This window comes from Thiocapsa sp., assembly GCF_018399035.1.
GTDB lineage: Bacteria > Pseudomonadota > Gammaproteobacteria > Chromatiales > Chromatiaceae > Thiocapsa.
The window spans coordinates 14926-38904 of record NZ_CP073760.1; the positions used below are offsets into that span (position 1 = coordinate 14926).

Sequence of the window (23979 nt, forward strand, 5' to 3'; positions counted from 1 at the left end):
GGGCCTTGGTCATCCTTTCGTCCAGGCATCTTGGGTTCCCCGACCGGACGCGAGACTCCGGCGTACCCGGGGGTGCGGCCGGCGACCTAAACCGCGTCCAGAGCGAGATGCTCACTTTCGAGTGAGCTCGAAGTTTGGTGAATCCACGACCCTTAGCGGGGGGCACGGTAACGATGATCAAGGCCCGCGGTCGGGCCTGCTCCTGGGCGGGGACGCTCCTCGCTCGGCCTTGACGGACCTCGACGTGAGCCTCAAACGACAGATCGTGATCTTCCTCGGGTTCCTGTCGGCCCTGCTGATCGGGGCGACCCTGCTGTCCTTCGCGCTCAGTGCCGGTCGGGTCGAGGGCCATCATCGGCATCTCGCACACGAGATGGGCGTGACCTTCTTCAAGCAGTTGGTGCTGACGCGCCGTTGGAATGCGCTGCACAACGGCGTCTATGTTCCCGTGACCGACCTGATCGCCCCCAACCCCTATCTGGATGACCCGGCGCGCGATGTCGTGACCCGCGACGGGGTGGAGTTGACCAAGATCAATCCGGCGTACATGACCCGGCTCCTCTCCGATATGGCGGCCGACTACGAGGGTGTTCGCTTCAAGATCACCAGTCTCGAGCCGCTGAATCCACTGAATGCCGCGGATGATTGGGAGCGCGCAGCCCTGGTAGCCTTCGAGGCGGGTGCGCACGAGTACGCTGGCCTGGCGGAGGAGGAGGGTGGACACGAGACCTTTCGATTCATGGGTGCGTTGATCACGGAGAAGCCGTGCCTGGCCTGTCACGAGAGAGACGGCTACAGGATCGGGAGCGTGCGCGGCGGGATCCGTGTGTCGCTGCCGTACGAGCCCTTTCGAACGGCGATCGGCGCCGGCGTCATGCAGCTGCGCATCGGTCATCTCGGCTTTCTCGCGACGGTTCTGGTCCTGATCTGGGGCGCCGGTTGGCTGTTGTGGCGACAGGCTGCGCAGGTTGAAGGGCTGAACGCGCGCACCCGTCGCTTGAATCGCGAGCTCCACGCCAAGACGGAGGTCGAGCGTCATCTCGCCAGCGTGGTCGAGAGTGCGAGCGATCTCCTGGTCTCCACCGACACCGACGGGCGTATCCTCAGTTGGAATCGCGCGGCCGCACGCTTGACCGGCTACCCGGCGGACGTCGTGATGCACCGCGGATTCTCGGAGCTTTTTCCGGAGACGGAACGCCCGGAGGTCGAGATGGCCTTGTCCCGGGTGACGGTGTTGCCGGGCAGTCTGAGCGAGGAGTGGACGCTGAGCACGGCATCGGGTGAGGGGCTCGCCGTATCCTGGACCATTGCGCCCATGTCGAGCGAGGACGGAACCCTGATCGGGATGGTTGCGGCGGGTCGTGATCTGACCGAGCGCTACCGGATGCAGTCCGAGCTGCTGCGGTCCCAGAAGCTGGCGGCACTGGGCGTGATGGCGGGCGGGATCGCCCATGAGATCCGCAACCCGCTGGCGGTCTGCTCTTCGGCGGCCCAGTTTCTGCTCGACGACTCCTTGGAGCCGGAGCTGCAACGCGAATGTGTCGAGAAGACGATCGCAGGTGTCGGCAAGGCATCCGAGATCATCGAGAATCTCCTGCGTTTCGCGCGCCCCTGCGCCGTGGAGAAGATGACCCTGGTGGAGCCGCTTGCCCTGCTGAAGCAGGCCCTTTCGGTCGTGAGCCATCAGGCGCAGATCGCGCGTATCGAGGTCGAGATGCAGGTCGGCGATCGGCCGTTGCGGGCGCGCGGTGTGCCGAGTCTGCTCGAGCAGGCGTTTATCAATCTCTTGCTCAATGCCATGGCGGCCATGCCTGCGGGCGGCCGGCTCACCATCGCGGTCGACCAAGACGGCGACGAGGTTTCGGTGCAGATCAGCGACACCGGGGTCGGCATCCACGCGGCGGACCTCCTCAGGATCTTCGATCCCTTCTATACTCGCTCCCCGATCGGGCAGGGCACCGGGCTCGGTCTGTCCATCTGCTATTCGATCATTGAGCAGCATCGCGGACGGATCGACGTGCAAAGCGAGGTCGGAGTCGGAACCTGTTTCCACGTCCGCCTGCCCTTGGCGGAACCGCCGTGCAGTGATGAGGCGTAAGCCCGGCCCTGCCGTGATGGACGGGCAGCCCCCGACCTTCCTCACCGGACTGTTGCCATTTCCGAGCCTCGGCGGGAGGGCCGCGAGGTGCCCCGAGCGACGGTGACGGACTTGGGATGTTGCCGGGGAACGCGCCGATCGTCATGGTCCGGGCAGCCCAAGACGTTGCGCCTGCTCGGCGAGGTGTGTCTGTGGCACACCCCCGGGATGGCCGCCGCTGGCCTTCATCAACGAAGAGTTCGTTCGCCAATTCGGCGATACCCTGTTCGCGGCTTCACCGCCCGAACGCAACAGCCCCGACCTGTCGGCCGGGGCTGTGCGCGTCATTCCAGCCCGATGCGCAGGCTCAGAGCGATTACTTGCAGAAGTACCAGTCCACGCAGTCGTACTCGCCGCTCGCGACCCGTGCGTTCGCCTCCTCCACGCTGCCCGGCGGGGGGACGATGACCTGCTCGCCCGGCTGCCAGTTCTCGGGTGTGGCCACCTTGTAGGCGTCGGAGGTCTGCATGGCCTTCACCAGACGCAGGATCTCGTCGATCGAGCGGCCGTTGCTCATTGGATAGTAGAGCATGGCCCAGGCTGAATCATGCCCGGATGGCGCCGCGCACGCTGCTGCGGATCCGGATCGGCTCGCCGCGCACCCGGCTGTAAACCCGGCGGTCGGCGCGAACGCGCGGGCGGCCTTTGGCATTCGGGCATCGCTGTGGATAACGCCGATCCGTCAGGAGACACGGGCTGACCGCGAAGATCCCTTCGGCCCGACGAGCTCGAGGTGACCGGCGCCGGCCACGCGCAGCCGGTACAGTCGGCCGCGATGCAGGATGCACAGCTCCCCGGCCGGGTCGAACAGCTCGGCGCTGAAGACGGCGTCTTGGCTGTCGGGCCCCGGCAGCGACCTCCCGGGATGCTCGGCGCACTCGACCCCGGCGCTCATGAGGCGCTCTGCGCTTCGGCGGCGCGGCCCATCACCGGCAACGCGTTCGGGCCGGCGTGCCGTGCAGCGGGTGTGCGATCCAGCGCGGACGAGGCGCCGGGCGGAGGTGTCGCGGTGTGGGCGCCCATCAAACCGAGCAGGAGGACACCTGTTGCAACCGTACTGACGAGAAGCGCGCGCATGACCATGGCTCCAGGGTCAACACGCCGGCAAGGGCGTGGTGACCCGATCAGGTGATCGGGATGACGGGGCAGGGCATGGGAGCCCTCCCTTAAAGCAAATGATAATCGTTATTGTTGGGAATGCAAGACCGATCGAAGCTATCGGGTAAGCGGGGTCACGCGAGGTCGGGTCGGCAACAGGCACATCGCGTCCGCAGTCCTGCACTTAAACCGCGCCCAGTGCGGTATGCGATGTTTTTGGATGGGATCGGCCCCGGCAGTTTTTGCCGATGTGCAAAAAGGCCTTCCGTTTTTTCTTGGGGATGTCGATCCGTCTAAGCGGTGTTGGCCGGTAGTCCTCCGGCTTCCTTTACCCGCTCGCCCGCGGGTCGACCCTTGCGGGCCGCTGTCCACCGTCCTTGCGGGGGCGATCGGGCTTACCACGTTTCGCATGTGTACCATTCCCGAAGGGGTTAGGCTCCGCCTCTCCGCCGGCAGTGCACCATCTGCGCGGGGCCAAACAAGGGAGCCCCGACCTGACTGCTTACCTTTTGGTCCATGAAGAGATTGTTGAGCCTAGGCATCGCACCCGGCTTTCCAGGCTCGCGACGGTGGCTTCTCGTCTTTTCGCGCATCTGCGACCCGCGCAGCTCATTGTTTATAAAATGCGCGCGCCTAACTTAGCGCCATTCGTGGCCGTACCCGTATTCGAACACCTGTCCAAATTTCGGGGTTCGCATGTACGGTTGCATTTGGCTTAAATACCTGTTTTTAAATAACCCATACGTTCTCCTGAAATACGGGAGAGCCCCGATCTCAAGCAGTTGGGTAATAAAAGATGGCACTTGCCTGAACCCCGTCAGCGCTTGGAAGCCGTCCGCTAGTTTAGTCGCAAACCGGCTACTAACCTCTTTTGTGATCAACTTGACGACCAGCTTCTCAAGATCATCGCTCAAGCGAGGACAATGAATCAGATCATTCCTTCCCTGCTGCGCCCGTTCCAGCACTTCACTGGGCACAATGCGAACAGACATTTCCATTATCTTTTCTTCTTCATCACTGACCGTCAGCTGTATATTCACACTCAGACAGTTCATCTGCCGGATCAGCTTTTCCCGCTCTTCCGGAGAACTGTTTGCTTTCAGTCGCTCGCCGTGCCGCTCCATATCCATGATCTTCTTCACTAGACTGGAATCGATCTTCGGAAAAAAAATATTCAAAAAGCGATAAAAAGGGAGCAGCTTTTCTGTGGAAACAGTGTTTGCGCTAAGATAAATCGGCGAGAAGTGAATCGGATCGGCATGCAACAAAGACGCTTTGCGGGTCATATCATCGGCCCTCAAGTATTACATAAGTGAAGTGGGCGCCAAGATCAGGACAATTTCTGCCTGAAGTTAAGCCAGCCTGCTCGTCTCGATTGCTGAAGTAGACCCTACTAAGTCTAGGGCAATCGCATCACGCTTTCCTAATATCGGTGTGCTCTGATGTGATACGATTGGCCTGGCCCATGCGATGCATAATTTAAACGAACGGGTTGCCGCTTTACAGTAAAGAAATGTGAATCCATGTCAGGGCTATCGCATCGATGCATTAGCGAATACTGCTGGATAACCGAGTCATTCATTCCAATTCGTGACGAGATACGGTTGGAACAACACCCTGCCCAGCGGGGGCAACGCCGGGGATGCCGGGGTTCGCTCTGCTGACCCCGGCAACGCGCCCGACCAGCTGCCGTCATCGCCCACGAGATCGCGCACGTGTTGGCGGACCACTCCAACGAGCGCTTGACCCAAGAGCTTGCGGTCCAGGGCGGGCTGATGCTGGTGGATCTGTTCGCCGAGGAGCCGGGAAGTCGCAAGCACGAGGTGCTGCGCGGGGCGCTGGGCATCGGGGCGAAGTGCGGTTTGCTGCTGCCCTACAGCCGAACCCACGAGCGCGAGGCGGCTCGCATCGGCCGCGATCTGATGGCGCAGGCCGGCTTCGATCCCGTGCCGGCGTTGCGCTCTGGCGGAACATGGCCGCCGCCGGCGGGGTCAGCCGTTGGCCTTCCTCTCCCCCCTCCCACGACACGCGCATGGAGGAGCTGGACACGGGCATGGAGCAGGCCGTCGAGATCTATCGGCAGGCCCGTGCCGCGGGGCGTGAGCCGGAGTGTATGCCGCAGTGAGGAGGACGTCGGGCATCCCGTGCCGTCCCGGACGCCCTCTAAACCGCGTCCAGAGCGAGATGCTCACTTTCGAGTGAGCTCGAAGGTTGGTGAATCCACGACCCTTAGCGGGGGACGCGGTTTAAAATTTTATATTTTTTAATACTTTAAACCGCGCCGGCTCCAGTGGCTCTGAAATCCGCCGGGGCCGATCCCATCCAAAAACATCGCATACCGCACAGGGCGCGGTTTAAATGCAAGCGTGAACCAAAGATTGTCCAGAGATTCGTTGAGGTCGCTGCCGAGGAAGAACCCAACCCGCATCAACATCTCGGCGATAAGGCGCGTTCCGCACCCGCCGACACCTCCGATGGCCACCGGAGTCTCGATTTGCACGTTCGAAATCATAAGATTCGCCTAAACCGCTCGCGACGGCTCGATTCCGCCCTTCGCAGGTTTCGCGTCGAAGGTCCACTGCTGCTGCCGAGGACCCCGACACCTCTGCGGTTACCCGCACCCTGAATCGAGTGCTCCCGGCCGCCGCGGTCCGGGAGCGCTCCACGCGCGAGTCCTTTGCTGGGGCCAAGCATCTTCATCCTTGAAATGACGCGAACAGGGGACTCTGTGTTACTGGTTTCTCAGGCATGCGTTGAAGATGTCGGATGCATCTTGGTTATCGGACTCGGTGCTGCGGAAAACCGGCGAACCCATCTCTTGCCAGAATTCACCCGCCCCGGCGGATGGAGGATTGCTGCAGTTCATACGGCACCGCCGGTGACTGGTGAGGCCATTCAGGAAGGGGCCATTCATCGCCCCGGCAGGGTCGGTGAATCGATTGTTGTCGGTATCCGGAAACTCGGCCGTAGGATGCCTCCAGCTCAGGAACCATCCGCCTCCGTCGGCACCGGCGGTAAGATCGCCTCCGATATATTTCGACGCCTGATCGCCCGGCGTCGTATCGGTCTCGTACCACTCGACCGAGGCAATCTGCTGGATGACATCGCCATTGAAAGGAGCCGCTACAGGGTAACCGAAGGCGATCGTCAATTGGGATGACGGCCAGTTGTAGGTCAGTCCGGAATAACCGGTGATATCCCCGATTGCGCTGAAGCGCTCGTCTCCGGTCGGGTTGGTGATCAGGCAGGCGTAGTCATAATCGTAGTCGCCCCTGAAATGATAAGCGTTGGCCGCATAGACACCCCTCGTCGCCCAGCAGCCTATTCCATTTAGAGGTCCGCTTTGGTTGTAGCCCGGACAGAAAAGGAAGTTTGTTCCCCAAGTCCCCGCCCATTGCTCACGCAATGAGCAGCCGTTGCGATTACACTGCGTCCGATCACGGTTGCGGAGCAGACGCGATCTTTTCCGTCCAGCGTCAGAAAGAGCTTTCCGTGAATGGATCTAGGCCATACCTGATAGGAACCCTGCATGCTCCAGCGCTGAAAAGGGGGGTAAGGCCCATCCTGAGGATTCGCTGGTGGGGAGCCGAAGGTTGACTGAATTTGGTTCGGCATCGCGCTGTCGAGTGCGATGGCCGAGGTATCAAACGTCTCGAAATCCGAATCCTCGGAAATGGGGGGGCGGCCCGGGATGAGGATCGGTGGATCGGAATGCGTTTCAAAGACCTCGGTCGACTGCATTGATTGGCTGTCGGTGTCGGGTCGTCTTTGAAGCACGACCGGGAGCGCCTTCTCCATTCGCTCCGAGGACCAGTAAGTCTCAGTACTCAGAGATTGCGCTGCAATCAGATCCACCGGCATTGAAACCGTGCCTTCAGGAGGAGCAGAGGATACCTTTGAGGACAGGGTAACTGCCCCCAAGATGATCACCGTGACAAGTTGTACCCTATTCATTTGATTGATCCTTTTCTTTATGTTTAGGGGGCGAAGCGTTTCCTTCGTGTGCCGTTCAGAATATCCGAGCATTATGCTCGTACACAAACTAATTCATGTATGATTTCGGTTTCAAGTAAAGAAATGTAAAGTAACGTAGCCGTAACATTCGGATTTGCAAAACCATACGTTGTGATGCCCTACGCTTGATTAGGGTTATGGGCGAAACGATGATCAAGGCCCCCGATGGCCTTGATCATCGTTTGGTCCAGCTGCTGGCGATCCTTGCGTCGTCAGGGCTTCCAGCCCTGATTCCGTCAGGCCAGGATGGCCTGACGACGCATTCGGTGGCCGCTGTGGGCGAAGGGATGATCGAGGCCATCCCGATCGACTCTCAAGGCTTCGAGTCGATTCCCCGGCGGCGCAGGTCGATCATTGCGCGATCCGGCGGGGTTCACCATCGTCGGCTTGCGCCGCATGCACCTGCCGCATTCGGGCCGATCCAGAATGAGTAGCGGGATAATAAATCTTTCACCTTTTTCTCAACCTCAGTTCAGGTCGAATGACCATGCAGGATCTCTTCTTGCTTCCAGGGGCAGCTCGCGGGAAAGGTCTCGAAGCCGATGCCGCTTTCTCGACTCGCCTCGGTGCGGGCATCGAGCCAGACATCCTCCCACCACTCCGCATCCTCGAGACACTGGCGCAGGCTCGGAGTCTTGTTCAGTCGGCGCTGCAACGCGCGGCGCTGTTCGCGAATGGTACACTCCCAGCTCGCACCGCGACGCTCGGGCTGAACATCCCATTTCAATAAGTGCGCCAGCAGCACGCTCATGCGACTTGCCAATTCGCGTTGTTCGCTTTTGCCCACGTCCTCGATCTCCTCGGCCAAATGCAGGATATCGACCTGATCGAAGCGCCCGGCACGCAGCAGGTTCGCTTGCTCATTGGCCCAGGCGATGATGTCTTGGTCATAACGAATCATGGGCCACCTCATATCAGTTGTGTTGTGTGGATGCTCGGCGCTGACGGATCACCTCCGCCATGGCAACCTGAAACCGGAGATCGCTGCCACTTGGCAGCGCGAGAGGATGCGGTGCTTCCCCAGCGAAAACCTCCGTGCCTACTGCGTGTAAGGCGGTGTCAGGTCCCGACTTGGGCCTCGCCGGTCAGCTCGGGTGCAGCGCGAATGATCTTGCTGATGCGCGAGCAGTGCAGCCCGAAATAGTCACCGATCTCCTGCATCGTGTATCCGCCGCTCGCGTAGGCGGCTTTGATCGCCTGATTGCGATCCGCATGCGCCCGCTCGTAATTCGGCAACGCACGTGGAACCGGCCGACGTTTGGCTTGGGGGACCTCGCGCAGATCCCGGTCCTGCGGGATCTTCCGTTGCATGGCCTCGACGAAGGCCTCCGAGCCGAGAAAGACCTGCTGCTTGACGGACTCCCAAGGCGAGGGCTGCCCCTTGCCGGCGGCCACGAAGGACCGGTAACCCACGACCGCTTCCGCTTCCGTCCGACCGAACGCCGAGAGGATCGCGTGCGTCTCGAGCCCCATTCCGGGGCCGCGTCCTCGCCGATCATCGCCCGATAGCTGCTCCAGGGATAGTCTTCCGGCGAGCGAACCATGCGCGGGCCTCGATCATCCGTTCGCCCACATCGGCCACCAATTGCGTAGTCAGGCCATCCTGGCCTGACAGAATCAGGGCTGGAAGCCCTGACTACGCAGGGACCGCAAGCAGTTGGACCGGACGATGATCAAGGCCAGCACCACGTATCGTGCGACTTCCAGGAGATACGCCTCCTTCTGAATGAGGATGGCCTTGTAGCGTCCCTGAAAGACATGCCCGACACGTTGGTGAACCCGATTGAAGCGCTGCGTGTAGACGCCGTTGAGCTCGCGCATCCCTTTGGAGAGATTGCCGTCCGGTGTCTCGACGAGTAGATGATAATGGTTGGTCATCAGGCAGTCTGCGTGGATGACCCAGTTGAATCGCTCCCACACGCCTGCGAGCACATCGAAAAACATCTGCCGGTCACCGACGTCTCGAACAATGTCCTCCCGTCCGTCACCGCGCGAAGTGACGTGATAGAGCACACCGGCAAACTCGAGTCGCAGGGGTCTGGCCATGACTCCAAAAATAGCTCGGAAAAGGCATAAGTCAAGACCTAACCGTACGCCGTAAAAGGCTGATTAACTTGCCGTTTGAAGTCCAGCCAATGGAGTTGCTCGTACACCATTGTAGTGCCCCGGAGCGGCGTTTGGGTAACCAAGGGTCGTGAGTTTCGCGGGTGCAAAACCGCAGGCCGCAGCGCAAGCGAACCTGGATGTAGCCTCGTCACTTCATCGAAGAAGCCGACCCTGTGGTCAGAAGGGGAAGGCCGCCGTCGGCGGGACCAGACAACGAGAGCGTCTCGCCGGTTCTTCCGGGGTAGCAGGGGTGGCATGTGGTGGAAGTTGATCGGTACTTGGCGACACTGCGCGAGGAACTGGAACAGAAGACGTATCGCGCGGATGGCGTGCGTCGGGTTTGGATACCCAAGCCGGATGGCAGCGAGCGCCCGTTGGGGATTCCCACGGTCCGGGATCGGAGGCTACTTCAACTACCACGCGGTGCCGGGCAATCTCAAACGCCTGGACGGCTTCCGAGCGGAGGTCACCCGCGCCTGGCGACAGTCCCTGATGCGGCGCAGTCACAAGCACCGGATGCCTTGGTCGAGGTGTAACAGGCTGGTTCGAAAATATCTACCGTCGGTGAAACTGGCTCACCCCTACCCGACGGTTCGCTTCGCGTCATGACCCGAGGCAGGAGCCGTACGGTAATTCCGCACGTACGGATCTGTGCGGGGGGCGGGGGGTAACCTCCGTCCCTACCGCGACCCCAGGTTTCACCGCGCTGCGGCGCCTCGGCGTGCGTGGACGCGCGCTCGGGGTGGCCGGCTGTCGGCGCGGGGCCTGGTTCATGGCGCGTCATATCGTCGTCAACCAAGCGTTGAAAACCGCAACATTGAATCGACACGGATTCACTCTACCGTGGACGCTTGCGGGCTAAGCCCGCTGGGCTCAACCGCCGGATGCGGAAAACCGCATGTCCGGGGGTGTGGGAGGGCTGACGGGCGCAATCCCGTCAGCCCGACCCGATCGCGGGCTAGATTAGAGCGATGGAACTTTGCGGCAATCTGCCGTACATTAGGAGAAGGAGGAATATCTTATGCCATCAGCGACTTCAACCGCCCGCCTTGAGGCCCGAATCAGCACCGAGCTGCACGCGATGCTCAAGCGTGCTGCGGAGATCCAGGGTCGCACCATGACCGACTTCGTGGTTTCGGCCGTCCAAGAGGCCGCCCAGCGCGCTATCGAGCAGGCCGAAGTCATCCGGCTATCGCAGGCCGATTCGCAACGCTTTGCGGAGGCCCTGTTGTCACCGCCACCGCCCACCCCTTCCCTGGAGCGTGCTTTCGAGCGTCGCCGTAGGTTGGTGGCCGCCGAGTGAGCGGCGCGCCGTTTTGCATCGTACCGCTCGAAGCCGCACATGACCGCACAACCTTCGAAAGCGCCTCGGCAACGCTGGATCGCTATTTTCGCCACCAGATCACCCAGGATATTCGCCGCAGGGTGACCGCATCCTTCGTGGCCCTCACCCAAGAGGGGCGCATTGCGGGGTACTACACCCTGGCATCCGCGAGCATCTTGCTGGCCGACCTCCCGGCCACGACATCCAAGAAGCTGCCGCGCTATCCTTCGGTACCGGCCGTGCGCATGGGGCGCTTGGCAGTCGATCGGAGCTTCCAGGGGCAGGGCCTCGGCGGCGCGCTGCTGGCCGACGCGCTCGAACGTGCCGCCCGCTCCGAGATCGCCGCCTTCAGTCTGGTGGTGGACGCGAAGGACGAATCGGCAGCAGCCTTCTACCGTCACCACAGCTTCATCGCCTTGCCCGACTCGCCGCTGACGCTCTTCCTGCCGTTGGCGACGATACCACCGTCGTTACGCGGTCTCGGGGCGAACTAGCTGCCGCTTACATATTCGTGGTAAGTCCCTGAGGTATCCCCAAGAAAATTACACTCTTATCAATACTTTAAATTGCATTATTGGCACGGAATGGAGCATGCGCGGGAGGTCGTTGTCCCTGGAAAGCGACAAAACCCACCAGGAGATCTCCCGTGCATGTCGGAACCATCTTACACCGCTGCCTCGATCCGTTGCTGTAGTCCATTCACCGCACACGTCTCGCGACATTGTTGGAGCAGTTGCAAGACGCTTTTCAAGCGCGCAACGGCCACCCCGACGGCGCTCGGCGAAGGCGAGTGGGTTCGCAGCAATCCGCTGCGCGCCGTCTTCGCCTTGGTGCGCCGAGCGCCCAAGGGCCGTCGCGGCAAGACCGCCTTCGGCAAACGCGCACGCTCCAAGGCCAGCACGCAGAATGCCCGCAGCGCCCACAAAGAGCCCTGGTTGCTGGTGGCCTCGACTCGCTTCGCCGATTGGCCGGCCAAGCGGCTGGTGCGGCTCTAGGCCCAGCGCAAGCAAATTGAGCAGAGCTTCCGGGACATGAAGAACCTGCACTTCGGCGAAGGCATGGAGCGCAGCCGCTCGTGCGGCACCGAACGCTTCACGGTGCTGGTGCTGATCGCCTCGCTGGCCGCCTTTCTGCTCTGGCTGATCGGCACCGCGGCCGAGCGCGCCGGCGTCCACCGCCGGCTGCATCCGGGCAACGGCAAGCGCCGCGTTTACTCGCGGATCTTCCTCGCGCGTCTGCTGCTCCTCCTCGACAGTACCCGCGATGTGCTCGATGAGCTGTTCGCGACCATCGCGCCACCGGACCAATGGGTTGCGAGCGATCATGACGGCTTGCTTGCCGACGGTGCCGCCGGGGGATGAATTCGTGGCGATACCTCTGGGTCTGTCCCCGGTTTGCGCCACTGGTTTCCCCCAGGCCGGACTCTCTGGAAAGTCACAAGGAAAGACCCCGAGGTACATGGCCCCGAGGTACACAATCCGCGCCAATAATGCTATTCAAAGTTATGATCAGGTTGTCATTTTCCTGGTAATACCTCAGGCTCCGACCCCTTTTCGTGGGAAGGGGCAGATTGATGCTCGCTCACGGCTTTGCGCGGTTGCGTCCCAACGACAGAAGTCCTAGACTCGACCTATGCTTGTCGCATAGGTATCTGGAGATCCCATGACCGACCCTCGGCCTCCTTCATCCGCATCCGACACTTTCCGGCAACGCACCGCACGTCTATTCCGCAACGGGAGCAACCAGGCTGTTCGGTTGCCCCGCGACCTCGAGATCGATGCCGAGGAGGTGCTGATTCGCCGGGAGGGGGACAGCATCGTCCTGACGCCCAAGCCGCGCTCTTGGGATGACTATTTCGCACGAGGACGACGGCTCTCGGCGGATTTTCCGGACACCATCGACGATCCGCTTCCTCAAACCAGAGAGACCCTCTGATGCGGTGGATGCTCGACACCAACACCTGTATCTACGCCATGAAGTACCATCCGCCGCAGGTGCAGGCTCGACTGCGACGCGTGGCGATCGGAGAGGTGGGCATCTCCGCCATCGTCTTGGCGGAGCTGCGATTCGGCGTCTGCAAGGGTCGGCAACGGGAGGACAATACGGCGGCCTTGACGGACTTCTTGGCTTACTGCCTGGTGCTGGATTGGCCGCACGAGGCAGCCAGGGTCTATGCCGAGATTCGCCATGCGTTGGAGGTGAAAGGGACACCCATCGGATCGAACGACCTCCTGATTGCTGCGCATGCCCACTATCTCGGTTGCACGCTGGTCACCAATAACCTGGGCGAATTCCAGCGGGTCGATGGATTGATGGTCGAGAACTGGATCTGAGCCCGCGTAGGGTGGAGCGCGATAGCATAGGAAAAGGGCTCTGACCCCTCTGACCCCTTTCCCGGGGCTCTGACCCCTTTCCATGACCCCTTTCCCTCTCACAAACCCGAGGAGGACGAGGCGTGGGCCTATTTGCAGCCGGACAAGTAGCGATACTCCGCTTTCCGTTCTCTGATCTGAGCAAGAGCAAGCTTCGTCCCGCACTCTTGGTCGATGACCCGCACGACACAGCATATTTTTTGCCCCGAGCGGAGGCCGTGCGTCAACGCGTGTAAGCCGCCGATCCGAACCCCCGGCTACGCTGGTCCGAATGGGTTCTCACGGCCACCTGTTAGGAGGACGTTTTTGCGGAGGGCGTGCAATGGGAGACTCCGATCCTTGGGGTGCACGATTCCGTGGTACGTCCCCTATTTCTCTTGCTGACGCTGACTGCAAGGTCGTGCGCCTGGTCCCCGGGATTGAGCAGGGCGATCCAGTAGAAGGTATCGGCAAAGACGCGGCGCATCAGCCTCGCTTGGGGGCGGCGTATAGGTAGTGGTCGTGCTGGGCTGCGCCGTCGGCGGGAAGGGCGCTCAACGCATCCGCCGGGATGTCACGCGCCAAAGCCGCCGCGACCTCCCAGATCGGCCTCTCGTCGTCGGCCGCGCTCGCCACATTTTCGGTGGTTTCCAGGACCAGGGTAATTTCTTGATGCTCGGCGAGCCGTACCGGCTCCAGCGGGCGAAACACGCCGTCCTCTTAGATCGCTCTCAGGTGCTGTGACATGGGGAGCCTCAGTCTTCTCGTCGCCTAGGCTATTGGAGAAGATAATACCCGAAAATGGAGGCTCCTCTCTGCTCACGTGTTGAACCGTTGCCATCAGTCGTGACTCGGAAGTGGCGCCAAGTTGAGCCGATGCGGGCATTTTGGGGACCGACTATTCAGCCGCCGACGTAAAGAGGGTCAGGTGTCCGATCCATTGCAGACCTTCATGCGTCGTCGCAGTGTGACTGTACTGGTCCGTTATGGAAAGCTTTACATAACGATCCCTTCCAGTCCCCCCGGCTCGGGTTTGTCCCGAGCCGCTTCTTGCCGCATCATGCGCGACCGCGGATTCAGTGAGCGCAAGACGACGGCATGACGGAAACCACGACCTACAACGCGGAGGGCCTCGAGCGCCTGCCGCTGAAGGATTTCTCCGAAAAGGCGTACCTGGACTATTCCATGTACGTCATCCTCGACCGTGCGCTGCCGCATGTGGGCGATGGGCTCAAGCCCGTGCAGCGGCGCATCCTCTACGCCATGTCGGAGCTCGGGCTCTCGGCGGCGGCCAAGTTCAAGAAGTCCGCGCGCACCGTCGGCGACGTGCTGGGTAAATTCCATCCGCACGGGGATTCGGCGTGTTACGAGGCGATGGTGCTGATGGCGCAGCCCTTCAGCTATCGCTATCCGCTGGTGGACGGGCAGGGCAACTGGGGCTCGCCGGACGATCCCAAGTCGTTCGCGGCCATGCGCTATACCGAGTCGCGTCTCACGCCCTATGCGGACCTGCTGCTTGCCGAGGTCGATCAGGGCACGGTCGACTGGCAGCCCAACTTCGACGGGACGCTCGAGGAGCCGAAGCTGCTGCCGGCGCGTCTGCCGAACCTGCTGCTCAACGGCGCGACCGGGATCGCAGTCGGCATGGCGACCGATATCCCCTCGCACAACCTGCGCGAGGTCGCACGGGCCTGCATCCATCTGCTCGATCATCCGGACGCGACCCTCGAAGAGCTCATGCGCTTCGTTCCGGGGCCGGATTTTCCGACCGCGGGCGAGATCGTCACCCCGCGCGAGGATCTCGCGAAGATCTACCGGACCGGCGGCGGGAGTCTGAAGCAGCGTGCCGTCTACGCGGTCGAGCGCGGGGAGATCGTCATTACTGCCTTGCCCTATCAGGTCTCCGGCAGCCGTGTGCAGGAGCAGATCGCGCAGCAGTTCAACGCCAAGAAGCTACCGATGATCGAGGACTTCCGCGACGAGTCGGATCATGAGTTTCCGACCCGATTGGTGATCGTGCCGCGTTCGAATCGCGTCGATGTCGAACGGCTGATGTCGCACCTCTTTGCCACGACCGACCTGGAGCGCAGCTACCGGGTCAACATGAACGTGATCGCGCTGAACGGTCGGCCGCGGGTCATGACGCTGCGCGACATCCTCGTCGAGTGGCTGATCTACCGGACCGAGACGGTCCGGCGGCGCTCGCAACATCGTCTGGACAAGGTCCTCGAGCGTCTGCACCTCTTGGACGGTCTGCTGATCGCCTTTCTCAACATCGACGAGGTGATTCGCATCGTCCGTACGGAGGACGAGCCCAAGCCGGTGCTCATGGAGCGGTTCGCGCTCTCCGAGGCCCAGGCGGACTATGTGCTGAACACCCGGCTGCGTCAGCTCGCGCGTCTGGAGGAGATGAAGATCCGCACCGAGCAGGCCGAATTGGCCGAGGAGCGCGATGGGCTGCAAGCCATCCTGGGTGACGCGTCTGCGCTCAAGCGTCTGATCTCCGAGGAGATCACGGCGGATGCCGAGAAACACGGCGACCCGCGGCGCTCGCCTCTGGTCGCACGGGCCAGCGCGGCGGCGATCGACGAGATCGATCTGACCCCGAGCGAGCCGGTGACCGTGGTCCTGTCCGAGAAGGGCTGGGTGCGCGCGGCCAAGGGGCACGAGGTCGATCCGGTCGGGCTGAGCTACCGCTCCGGGGATCGGTTCCTCATGGCGGTGCGGGTGCGCAGCAGTCAGGCCGTCGTCTTTCTGGATTCGACCGGGCGCAGCTATTCCTTGCCGGCCCACAGCTTGCCCTCGGCGCGCGGGCAGGGCGAGCCTTTGACCGGACGACTCGACCCGCCAGCCGGCGCGCGTTTCGTGGCGGTGCTGGGCGAGGCGCCCGAGAGTCGCGTGCTGATGGCGTCGGATGCCGGATACGGATTCATCGCCCGGATGGAGGACCTCTACGCCAAGGCCAAGGCCGGCAAGGCGGTGCTGAGCCTGCCCAAGGGCGCCGAGGTCTTGGTGCCGCTCGCATTGACCGGGGAGGAGGGCGGCCTGGAGGGCGCCAGGCTCGCGGCCGTCACCACCACGGGCCATCTGCTGCTGTTCCCGGTCGCGGAGCTTCCCGAGATGCAGCGGGGCAAGGGCAACAAGATCATCGGCATCCCTTCGGCCCGCGTCGCGGCACGGGAGGAGTTGGTGATTGCGCTCGCCGTGGTCCCGCAGGGCGGGAGTCTCGTGTTGCTCTCGGGCAAACGGAACTTGACCCTGAAGCCGGCGGATCTGGATGTCTATCAAGGGGAACGTGGACGCCGCGGGCGTCTGCTGCCGCGCGGCTTTCAGCGGGTGGAGGGTCTATCGGTCGCCGAGACCGTAGGTCGGATTAGCGCAGCGTAATCCGACATCGACGCTCTGGTCGCGGTTTAGGGGCGAATAAATTCGCCCCTACCTCCGTAGTTCCTTTCCAGGAAATCACCTTGAAATTCTAAACCGCGTCAGCTCCGACTCTCATGGTTTCTGCCGTAGCCGATCCAGTGCGAAAACGACGCATATTGCTCCGGACGCGGTTTAACTCATATAGCTCAAGGCCTCATCACCGGGATGCGGCAATCCCGCGACGCGCCACGCCTGGCGGCAGGAACCGAAGAGCTGGCGGACCGCGTCGCGCTGCATGCCGTGCGTGCGGCAGATCTGCGACACGGGAGGGATGGCGCCATAGGTCATGCGATGCTCGCGCAGGTAGTAGATGATCGCCCAATGGTCGCGGACGAGGGGGCCGATCTCGTCGAGCTCCGCCATGACACGGGCCATGCCGGCGTTCCAATCCGTCGGGTCGAGCAGGAATCCGTCCTCGTCGACGGGGAGAGGGCGGTGTTTGGGCGGGGTCGGGTTGCGGACGGCGGTTTGGGTCATTGCGATTATCCTTGGTCTTAGATGGATCAGTAATTTTTATGATGCTATTAGCAACGCTCTCTCCGACCAATATAGTCGGAATTATCGGCGCGTCAACCCCCTGATTCACGAACGGATTCGTCGAGGCCCATCCCCATGTCCGAGCTGACCTTGCCGCTTGCCCTCTTCAACCTCTTGCCGGTGCTCTTTACCGGTTTCGCCTTGTGGTTTCTCGCCCGTCTGGTCGGGGATCTCGACCCGGCACATCGGACCATGGCGCGCGCGGGTGGTGTGCTGATCCTGCTGGGTGGACTCTCGAAGGCGGTCTGGAAACTGATACTCGTCGCCAGCGGCCAGGATCTGACCTGGCTCGCGAGCGCGCTCTTTCCGTTGATGGCACCGGGATTCGCGCTGCTGGCGGGGGCGGCCCTGGGTGTCTTGCTGCGGGTTCGGGGACGGGGCGAGGGTATGTGGATCCGGTATGGGGTTGTTGCCGTCATCCTGGTCGTCGTCGGTGCCGTGGTCGTGCGCACGCTTGGGATGGGGATTCCCAGGGGCTGGTTCTTGCCGCTGCTGGGGCTGGCGAGCGTCGCCAACCTAATGTTGAGTCTTTCCTTGATCGCGAGCGCGCTGCGGCTCGGCCGCAAGGATGCCGCGCTTTTCTTCGGGGTGAATCTGGCGATGGTCTTCGCGCTGCCGCCGATTGCGATGGCCTCGCCGGATACGCTCTACATGCACTGGTTGGAGCAGGTCCTGACGGCGATCGGGACGGCAGCGTTTGCGCTCGGGGCCTATCGGCTTTGGCGATCCGCTCACGCATCGGCGACCCTTGATCTGAATCGGGGTCGGTGAGCCGGGGAGGATGGGTTTCGCTGCGCTCTACCCGGGCTGGAACTGAGAATTGGGAGCGGGGATTGGGCGGGGTGGGTCAGAGCCGGATCTGGTGGTGCTCGAGGGGGTAGCCGCGATCGCGGTAGTAGCGGAAGCGCTCGCGTCCGGCGAGGCGGGCGGCGGGGTCGTGGTCGATGGGCTCGCAGAGACGCTCGAAGCGGCTGAAGAACTCCGGGACCTCGCTCGAGAGGTTGATCAAGACCTGATCTTCGCTGTCGGGCGAGCCGTCGCCGCTGATGAGAACGGGGGTCAGCTCGGGGTCGGTGTGACCGACGCGTCCGTGGGGCAGGAAGCTGTCCTCGCGGAAAGTCCAGAGCAGACGATCCAGATGTTGGGCTTGCCCGGGGTCGGGGCAGTGGATCAGCACGCGTGCGCCGGTCACGCGGATGCGCTCGACGAGCCGACAGACGAGGAGGAAGCGATCGCCGCCGCTGTTGCCGTCGAGGCTGTAGAAGTCGATTCGGGTCATGGGTTAAGGCGCGTCCGATTTGCCATGCGCTGTTGTGGTTTGGGTCCGACTTTGCGTGAGTCCGCGATCATTGTCGCCGACGCGCCTTATCTTAAGGTGATTTCCGGGAAAGCATCGACCAACATGTAGGGGCGACTTTAGTCGCCCGGTAAGCATTGGCAACACGCACGGCCGGGATGATCATTCCCGGAAATCGCCCAAGTCGTGATGTCATTGATCTCGGGCGTGCTTCGGGACACGGCTGCGGCGTTGCCGGGCTGCCGCGACACGGCCATTTTGCGGTCCGATTGGGGTTAGTATACCGACAGCATGTCGCTTCTTCGCGGGGTTGCTTGCCCCGCGTGCGGAACCCGACCGATCCAGCCCCGATTCGCACGGACCACCGAACAAACGACCGAGCACCATGGCCCAAGACTCGCTTACCGCATGTTTGGAATGCGGTCTGCTCCAGCGCATCCCGGAGGTGCCGCCGGGCGGATCGGCGCAGTGCGTGCGCTGCGGCGGCACGATGCACCGCAATCGGCCGGATAGCCTGAACCGGACTCTGGCACTCACGATTGCCGGACTCGTCCTCTTCGTCGTCGCCAACAGCTTCCCCTTTCTGTCATTCGAGATGCAGGGCAGGGGGACGCAGACGACGCTGATCACTGGCGTGGTCGATCTTTATCAAGCGGGCGATTGGCCGATTGCCGCGGTGGTGCTCTTTACCAGCATCCTGGCGCCCGGCCTGCAGTTGGCGCTCTTGTTGGTCGTGTTGGTCCCGCTGACCCTGAATCGGATGCCGCCCTGGTTGCCGACGCTCTTTCGATGGGTCCGGACTCTGGTCCCCTGGGGGATGATGGACGTCTTCATGGTCGGAATCCTGGTGGCGGTGGTGAAGCTCGCCGACATGGCATCGATTGTTCCGGGTGCGTCGCTGTTCGCCCTGGTCGCGCTCATCTTCGTCCTGGCGGCGGCGCAGGCGGCCCTGGATCCGGATCTCGTCTGGTCGCGCGTGCCCATCAACGGTGCCCGCGCGCGCCCGCTGCGCCATGGCGAGGACCAGGTCTCCTGCGACGTCTGCGAGCTGGTGGTTCGTCCCTCCGAGGCCCTGCGCGACGGCGAGCGGCTGCGCTGTCCGCGGTGCACGGACGTGCTGCATCGGCGCAAACCTCAAAGTCTGCAACGGACCTGGGCGCTCTTGATTGCGGCGATCCTCTGCTACATCCCGGCGAACGTCTTGCCGATCATGTCGGTGACGTCGCTCGGACGCAGCCAATCGGATACCATCTTTTCCGGGGTGTCGTTCATGCTGGATCACGGGATGTGGCCTCTGGCCCTTGTGATCTTTATTGCAAGCATCTTCGTTCCGCTCCTGAAGCTGTTGATCTTGATCTTCCTTCTCGTGTCGGTTCAGCTGCGCTCCGCGTGGCGGCCGCGCGAGCGGACCCGCCTCTATCGTGTCGTCGAGACGATCGGACGCTGGTCCATGGTCGATGTCTATGTCGTCACGATCCTGGTCGCCCTGGTGCGGCTCGGGAATCTTGCGAGCGTCCAAGCGGAGCTTGGTGCCATCTTTTTTTGCGCGGTCGTGGTCTTGACCATGCTCGCGGCCATGTCGTTCGATCCCAGGTTGATCTGGGACGCGATGGAGCAGGGACATGTCGGAGATCGAGAACGCCGGTACGGGGACAGCCTTGCCGGATCCCCTTGATGGCGCGCCCGCGGCGATCGTCAAGCGCCGCAGCGGTGTTTCGCTTGTCTGGCTGATCCCGATCGTGGCCCTGTTGATCGGGGGGTGGCTTGCGGCCAAGACCTATGCCGAGCGGGGGCCGACGGTCACGATCGAGTTCAGGACGGCGTCGGGGCTGGAAGCCGGGAAGACCAAGGTCAAGTTCAAGGATGTCGACATCGGCCAGGTCACCTCCATCGACGTGAGTGCGGATCTGAAGAGCGTCATCGTCACTGCCGAGCTCAAGCACGGCTCGGAGCAGTTTCTGACCGAGAAGACGCGCTTCTGGGTCGAGCGTCCGCGGGTGACCGCCAGCGGAATCTCGGGTCTGGAGACCCTCCTGTCGGGCTCCTTTATTGCTATCGATCCGGTGCGCGGCGGTAAGGAAGTGCTCCGGTTCAAAGGACTCGAGGAGCCGCCGCTGTTTACGACATCGGAGGCGGGGACGCGATTCGCGTTGCGCTCGCAGACCTTGGGGTCGTTGAACGTCGGTGCTCCGGTGTATTACCGCCAGATTCAGGTCGGTCAGGTTGCGGGCTTCTCGCTCGACGACGACGGGGAGGCGGTCAGCATCGACGTCTTTATCTTCGCGCCGCATGATCGGTTGGTGTCCACGAGCACGCGGTTCTGGAATGCCAGCGGGATCGATTTCTCGTTGAGCGCCGCCGGCGTGACGGTGGATACCGAGTCGTTGATGTCGGTCTTGATCGGCGGCTTGGCCTTCGATACGCCGGATACCATCGATGCGTCGGGCGAGCCTCCGAGCGCGGATCATGTGTTTCCGCTGTATGCGAGCCGCGACAACGCCCATGAGAAGATCTATCTGCACAAAGAGCGCTATCTCCTCTTCTTCGAGGGTTCGGTGCGGGGCTTGAGCGTCGGCGCCCCCGTCATGCTGCGCGGGATCGCGATCGGGAAGGTCCTCGATATCCAGCTTCAGCTCAGCGTCGAGGACCTGCAGTTTCACATCCCGGTCCTCATCGAGATCGAGCCCGAACGTGTGGCGGTGCGCGGTGATCGCGGTGCGCTCGACGAGACGGGAATGATCAGGCAATTGGTCGCCAAGGGTCTGCGGGCTCAGCTCAAGACGGGCAGCCTGATCACGGGCCAGCTCTATGTGGAGCTTGATTTCTACCCGGATGCGGCGCCCGAGGCGCTGGCGAAAGAGGGCGACTACGATGTCCTGCCGACAATCCCCGGCTCGCTCGAGGCCCTGACCAACAAGGTCACCGCGATCCTCGACCGACTCGACGCCTTTCCGTTCGATCGGATCGGCAAGGATTTGACCGACACACTCGCCGGTGCGAGCGAGATCGTGAACTCCGCGGCGCTGAAACAGGGTATCGTGGAGCTTGAAGAGTCGCTGTCCGAGATCCGTGCGCTGGCCGAGCAGCTCAACACCGGCATTGCGCCCGAGCTTGCCGAGACCCTGCGTCAGACCACCGCGACCTTGCGGGGTGTGCGCCGGATGATCGAGGAGGGCTCCCCCATTTCCGTCGAGCTGCGACGCTCGCTCAACGAGGTCTCGGGTGCGGCGCGATCGCTGAAGGTCCTGACGGACTATCTGGAGCGTCACCCGGAAGCCCTGCTGAGGGGCAAAGGAGGAGGTCGATGAAGGTGAGAGCATTCGGGTTGGCCCCCGTGGTTGTGGTCGCCGTCGCCGTCCTGGTCACGACGAGCTGTGCGACCTCGCCGCCGTCGAGCTTCTATACCCTGACGCCGATGCGTGCGATGCCCGATTCGGGTGGTTCGCCGAGCACGGTGCTGGGCGTCGGGCTTGGTCCGGTCAACTTTCCTCAGTTTCTCGACCGACCCCAGATCGTGACGCGCGATGCCGGCAATCGGTTGGCCATCGACGAGTTCCATCGCTGGGGCGGGACCATCCAGGACGATTTCCTGCGAGTCTGGATCGAGAACATGTCCGCCTTGTTGGGCACGAGCAGCGTCTTCGGCTTTCCCAACGAGGTCCGTTATCCGTTGGACTTCCGGGTGACGGCCGACGTGCTCGCCTTCGAGGGGACCTACGATGGGGACGCCGTGCTGCGGGCGCGCTGGATCGTGCTTGATCACCGCACCGATCAGGTCCTGCGCGTGGAGGACACGCACTACCGTCGCCCGCTGGCCGAGCCGAAGGACGAGGGCGCACTCATCGCGGCGATGAGCGAGACATTGGGTGATTTCAGCCGGGATGTGGCGGTGACCTTAAAGCAGCTCCCGAAGCCGAAGCCGCCGGCACCGGAGCGGCCGGAAGATCGGGGCGGCTTGCTGCGTATTCCCTGATGGGTTTCGCTGCGCTCTCCCGATTCCAGTTCGGCAATGTCGGAGTTTGGAGGATGGGTTTCGCTGCGCTCTACCCATCCTACGACGGGGTTTGAGTTATGCGGTTCGGGGGCTTGTCTCGAGCGCTGCCCCACATGCCGGCTGTCGGCACTGATTGACCTCGACCGTGACGTGGAGCAGGCCGGTCATGCCGTAGAGGAGGTCGCGGTAGTGCTCGACCGGGCGTGGGTGGTGGGTGACCAGCGATAGGATACAGGCGCGCCCGGCGGGTGCAATCCGCCAGACGTGCAGATCAGCGACCTGGTTGTCCGCGTCGGCCTCGATCCGTTTGCGTATCTCGCGCTCGATCGCGCCGTTGTCGCCTGCGTCCAACAACACCTGCGCGCTCTCGCGCGCGAGTCCCCAGGCCCATCGGCCGATCAAGACGGCGCCGACGATACCCATCAGAGGGTCCATAAAGGCCCAACCATAGAGCAAGCCCATCGCCAATGCGACCAGCGCCAGGACGGAGGTCAGGGCATCGGCAATGACATGCAGATAGGCCGCCTTCAGGTTGTGATCCTGGATGTCGGCGAGCACGCCGTGATGATGGTCGTGTGCATGGTCGTCGTGCTCATGATGAGGCTCGTGCGAATGATCATGCCCGTGATGATGGTGATCGTGTCCGGAGTGGCCCAGCAACCAGGCGCTGAGCAGGTTCACGGCCAGGCCGAAGGTCGCGACGATCATCGCCTCTTCGTAGCGGATTTCGACCGGATCGATCAGACGGCTCAGTGATTCGAACAGCATCCAAAGGGCGCCCGCCGCCAGCAGCAGTGCGCTCGAATAGCCTGCGAGCGAGGACACCTTGCCGGTCCCGAAGGTGAAGCGCCGATCCGCTCCGCGCTGCCGCGCGAAGGCATAGGCATAGGCGGCAATCCCGAGTGCTGCGGCGTGACTGCCCATGTGCCAGCCGTCCGCCAGCAGGGCCATCGAGCCGGTGATCCAGCCGGCGACCAATTCCACGCACATGGCCGCGAGGGTGAGACCGACGACCCAGCGCGTCCGACGCTCCGCATCTGCTTGGTCGGCGGTGGCGAAGTCGTGGCTGTGACCCCAGTCGCTGATGTCGTGTGTGTGCATAGGCATCTCGTCTTTGATCGAAGCCGCGATCGAAACCGAGCTGTTAGCTATTAAACCGCGCCCAGTGCGGTATGCGATGTTTTGGATAGGATCGGCCCCGGCGGATTTCAGAACCGCTGGAGCCGGCGCGGTTTAAAGTATTAAAAAATATCAAATTGTAAACCGCGTCTCACCGAGATCGAGGACATCTCCGAAGCTAAACGCAAAATGAAAATGACGCATGTCGCTCTGGACGCGGTTTAGCTGATAACCGATAACCGAGAGCTCATCACCGACCACGGATGACTCGGCTCCCCCCGGACATCAGGACTCCGCCCGAAACTCCTCGCCGATCCACTCATAGGTCTCGATCGTCGCCGGGTCACATTTGCTGCACCCCGAGCTGCATCCGGCCGAACCCGTGATTCGTCGGACCCAACCCTTGCGCTCCAAGATGTCGAGCATGCCGCGCAGTGCATCCGGACTGGATTCGAAGCGATAGGCCAGGTCCATCAAGCCGACCCGGCGGTGCTGCTCGAGATAACCAGAGAGCTCCGAGAGAATCATGCTGCATCTCCTTGACGATGTGGGGTCGATGGCGTCGATCCGAACCGG

Annotated in this window: 26 protein-coding genes and 3 pseudogenes; 14 read left to right on the plus strand and 15 right to left on the minus strand. The window is 62.4% G+C overall.

What is annotated here, in order from left to right:
• Positions 1-244: 244 nt before the first annotated feature.
• Positions 245-2098 carry an ATP-binding protein gene (locus KFB96_RS00055; RefSeq protein ID WP_300971191.1) on the plus strand — a complete coding sequence of 618 codons (1854 nt, stop codon included), beginning with the start codon at positions 245-247 and terminating at the stop codon, positions 2096-2098.
• A gap of 355 nt (positions 2099-2453) precedes the next feature.
• Here KFB96_RS00055 and KFB96_RS00060 read toward each other — a convergent pair.
• The 4 genes and pseudogenes from KFB96_RS00060 to KFB96_RS00075 form a co-directional block, all read right to left on the minus strand.
• Positions 2454-2672: pseudogene (locus KFB96_RS00060) on the minus strand (peroxiredoxin); the annotation flags it as partial.
• Between the two features lie 147 nt (positions 2673-2819).
• Positions 2820-3032, minus strand: coding sequence for a hemin uptake protein HemP (gene hemP / locus KFB96_RS00065; protein WP_213458386.1), 213 nt, complete (start codon positions 3030-3032; stop codon positions 2820-2822).
• Entirely contained in the window at positions 3029-3214 is a 186-nt protein-coding gene (locus KFB96_RS00070; protein WP_213458387.1) for a hypothetical protein, read from the minus strand. The genes hemP and KFB96_RS00070 overlap by 4 nt, the downstream gene beginning before the upstream one ends.
• Positions 3215-3873: 659 nt before the next feature.
• Complete coding sequence (locus KFB96_RS00075) at positions 3874-4521, minus strand: hypothetical protein (protein WP_213501646.1); 648 nt, start codon at positions 4519-4521, stop codon at positions 3874-3876.
• 429 nt (positions 4522-4950) lie between these two features.
• Between KFB96_RS00075 and KFB96_RS27330 the strand changes: the two are divergent.
• Positions 4951-5121 (plus strand): annotated as a pseudogene (locus KFB96_RS27330) (M48 family peptidase); the annotation flags it as partial.
• Positions 5122-5498: 377 nt separating this feature from the next.
• Here the strand turns inward: KFB96_RS27330 and KFB96_RS00085 are convergent.
• The 3 genes from KFB96_RS00085 to KFB96_RS00095 form a co-directional block, all read right to left on the minus strand.
• A complete protein-coding gene (locus tag KFB96_RS00085; protein ID WP_213458390.1) occupies positions 5499-5735 on the minus strand; it encodes a hypothetical protein in 237 nt (78 codons plus the stop codon).
• Between the two features lie 231 nt (positions 5736-5966).
• On the minus strand, positions 5967-6641 hold the full coding sequence (locus KFB96_RS00090; protein ID WP_213501650.1) for a hypothetical protein: 675 nt from the start codon (positions 6639-6641) through the stop codon (positions 5967-5969).
• Entirely contained in the window at positions 6566-7189 is a 624-nt protein-coding gene (locus tag KFB96_RS00095; RefSeq protein WP_213501652.1) for a hypothetical protein, read from the minus strand. The genes KFB96_RS00090 and KFB96_RS00095 overlap by 76 nt, the downstream gene beginning before the upstream one ends.
• Positions 7190-7386: 197 nt before the next feature.
• Between KFB96_RS00095 and KFB96_RS00100 the strand changes: the two genes are divergently transcribed.
• Positions 7387-7683 carry a hypothetical protein gene (locus KFB96_RS00100; protein ID WP_213458392.1) on the plus strand — a complete coding sequence of 99 codons (297 nt, stop codon included), beginning with the start codon at positions 7387-7389 and terminating at the stop codon, positions 7681-7683.
• 38 nt (positions 7684-7721) lie between these two features.
• Here KFB96_RS00100 and KFB96_RS00105 read toward each other — a convergent pair whose 3' ends face one another.
• The 3 genes and pseudogenes from KFB96_RS00105 to KFB96_RS00115 all read right to left on the minus strand — a co-directional run.
• Positions 7722-8150: a DUF29 domain-containing protein gene (locus tag KFB96_RS00105; protein WP_213458393.1), complete on the minus strand. Its 429-nt coding sequence runs from the start codon at positions 8148-8150 to the stop codon at positions 7722-7724.
• A 158-nt stretch (positions 8151-8308) separates the two neighbouring features.
• Positions 8309-8722, minus strand: a complete 414-nt coding sequence (locus KFB96_RS00110) for a hypothetical protein (RefSeq protein WP_213458394.1) — start codon at positions 8720-8722, stop codon at positions 8309-8311.
• Between the two features lie 207 nt (positions 8723-8929).
• Positions 8930-9295, minus strand: a pseudogene (locus tag KFB96_RS00115) (transposase); the annotation flags it as partial.
• Between the two features lie 1081 nt (positions 9296-10376).
• On the opposite strand from KFB96_RS00115, the gene KFB96_RS00120 reads away from it, so the two are divergent.
• From KFB96_RS00120 to KFB96_RS00145, 6 genes are all read left to right on the plus strand, one after another.
• Positions 10377-10658, plus strand: coding sequence for a DUF1778 domain-containing protein (locus KFB96_RS00120; protein ID WP_213458396.1), 282 nt, complete (start codon positions 10377-10379; stop codon positions 10656-10658).
• Positions 10655-11173, plus strand: a complete 519-nt coding sequence (locus KFB96_RS00125; protein WP_300971192.1) for a GNAT family N-acetyltransferase — start codon at positions 10655-10657, stop codon at positions 11171-11173. Before KFB96_RS00120 ends, KFB96_RS00125 begins: the two co-directional genes overlap by 4 nt.
• A gap of 156 nt (positions 11174-11329) precedes the next feature.
• Positions 11330-11674, plus strand: coding sequence for a hypothetical protein (locus tag KFB96_RS00130; RefSeq protein ID WP_213458397.1), 345 nt, complete (start codon positions 11330-11332; stop codon positions 11672-11674).
• Positions 11675-11710: 36 nt separating this feature from the next.
• The gene (locus tag KFB96_RS00135) at positions 11711-12040 is read left to right on the plus strand and encodes a hypothetical protein (protein WP_213458398.1); all 330 of its coding nucleotides are present in this window, start codon (positions 11711-11713) and stop codon (positions 12038-12040) included.
• A gap of 301 nt (positions 12041-12341) precedes the next feature.
• Positions 12342-12614 carry an antitoxin gene (locus KFB96_RS00140; protein ID WP_213458399.1) on the plus strand — a complete coding sequence of 91 codons (273 nt, stop codon included), beginning with the start codon at positions 12342-12344 and terminating at the stop codon, positions 12612-12614.
• On the plus strand, positions 12614-13012 hold the full coding sequence (locus KFB96_RS00145; protein WP_213458400.1) for a type II toxin-antitoxin system VapC family toxin: 399 nt from the start codon (positions 12614-12616) through the stop codon (positions 13010-13012). Before KFB96_RS00140 ends, KFB96_RS00145 begins: the two co-directional genes overlap by 1 nt.
• 504 nt (positions 13013-13516) lie before the next feature.
• Here the strand turns inward: KFB96_RS00145 and KFB96_RS00150 are convergent.
• A complete protein-coding gene (locus KFB96_RS00150; RefSeq protein WP_213458401.1) occupies positions 13517-13741 on the minus strand; it encodes a hypothetical protein in 225 nt (74 codons plus the stop codon).
• Between the two features lie 387 nt (positions 13742-14128).
• On the opposite strand from KFB96_RS00150, the gene parC reads away from it, so the two are divergent.
• Positions 14129-16417: a DNA topoisomerase IV subunit A gene (parC, locus tag KFB96_RS00155; RefSeq protein WP_213458402.1), complete on the plus strand. Its 2289-nt coding sequence runs from the start codon at positions 14129-14131 to the stop codon at positions 16415-16417.
• A 171-nt stretch (positions 16418-16588) separates the two neighbouring features.
• Here the strand turns inward: parC and KFB96_RS00160 are convergent, their stop codons facing one another.
• On the minus strand, positions 16589-16933 hold the full coding sequence (locus KFB96_RS00160; RefSeq protein WP_213458403.1) for a TusE/DsrC/DsvC family sulfur relay protein: 345 nt from the start codon (positions 16931-16933) through the stop codon (positions 16589-16591).
• Positions 16934-17068: 135 nt separating this feature from the next.
• Here KFB96_RS00160 and KFB96_RS00165 point away from each other — a divergent pair, with 135 nt between their 5' ends.
• Positions 17069-17764 carry a hypothetical protein gene (locus KFB96_RS00165; protein WP_213458404.1) on the plus strand — a complete coding sequence of 232 codons (696 nt, stop codon included), beginning with the start codon at positions 17069-17071 and terminating at the stop codon, positions 17762-17764.
• A 76-nt stretch (positions 17765-17840) separates the two neighbouring features.
• Here the strand turns inward: KFB96_RS00165 and KFB96_RS00170 are convergent, their stop codons facing one another.
• A complete protein-coding gene (locus KFB96_RS00170) occupies positions 17841-18272 on the minus strand; it encodes a DNA polymerase III subunit chi (RefSeq protein WP_213458405.1) in 432 nt (143 codons plus the stop codon).
• 403 nt (positions 18273-18675) lie between these two features.
• On the opposite strand from KFB96_RS00170, the gene KFB96_RS00175 reads away from it, so the two are divergent.
• The 3 genes from KFB96_RS00175 to KFB96_RS00185 are packed head-to-tail and all read left to right on the plus strand — an operon-like array spanning position 18676 to position 22263.
• Entirely contained in the window at positions 18676-19965 is a 1290-nt protein-coding gene (locus KFB96_RS00175) for a paraquat-inducible protein A (protein ID WP_213458406.1), read from the plus strand.
• A complete protein-coding gene (locus tag KFB96_RS00180) occupies positions 19913-21598 on the plus strand; it encodes an MlaD family protein (RefSeq protein ID WP_213458407.1) in 1686 nt (561 codons plus the stop codon). Before KFB96_RS00175 ends, KFB96_RS00180 begins: the two co-directional genes overlap by 53 nt.
• Positions 21595-22263, plus strand: coding sequence for a membrane integrity-associated transporter subunit PqiC (locus KFB96_RS00185; protein WP_213458408.1), 669 nt, complete (start codon positions 21595-21597; stop codon positions 22261-22263). The genes KFB96_RS00180 and KFB96_RS00185 overlap by 4 nt, the downstream gene beginning before the upstream one ends.
• Before the next feature lie 96 nt (positions 22264-22359).
• Here KFB96_RS00185 and dmeF read toward each other — a convergent pair whose 3' ends face one another.
• Positions 22360-23385, minus strand: a complete 1026-nt coding sequence (gene dmeF, locus KFB96_RS00190) for a CDF family Co(II)/Ni(II) efflux transporter DmeF (protein ID WP_213458409.1) — start codon at positions 23383-23385, stop codon at positions 22360-22362.
• A gap of 303 nt (positions 23386-23688) precedes the next feature.
• Complete coding sequence (locus KFB96_RS00195; RefSeq protein ID WP_213458410.1) at positions 23689-23931, minus strand: FeoC-like transcriptional regulator; 243 nt, start codon at positions 23929-23931, stop codon at positions 23689-23691.
• Positions 23932-23979: the final 48 nt, after the last annotated feature.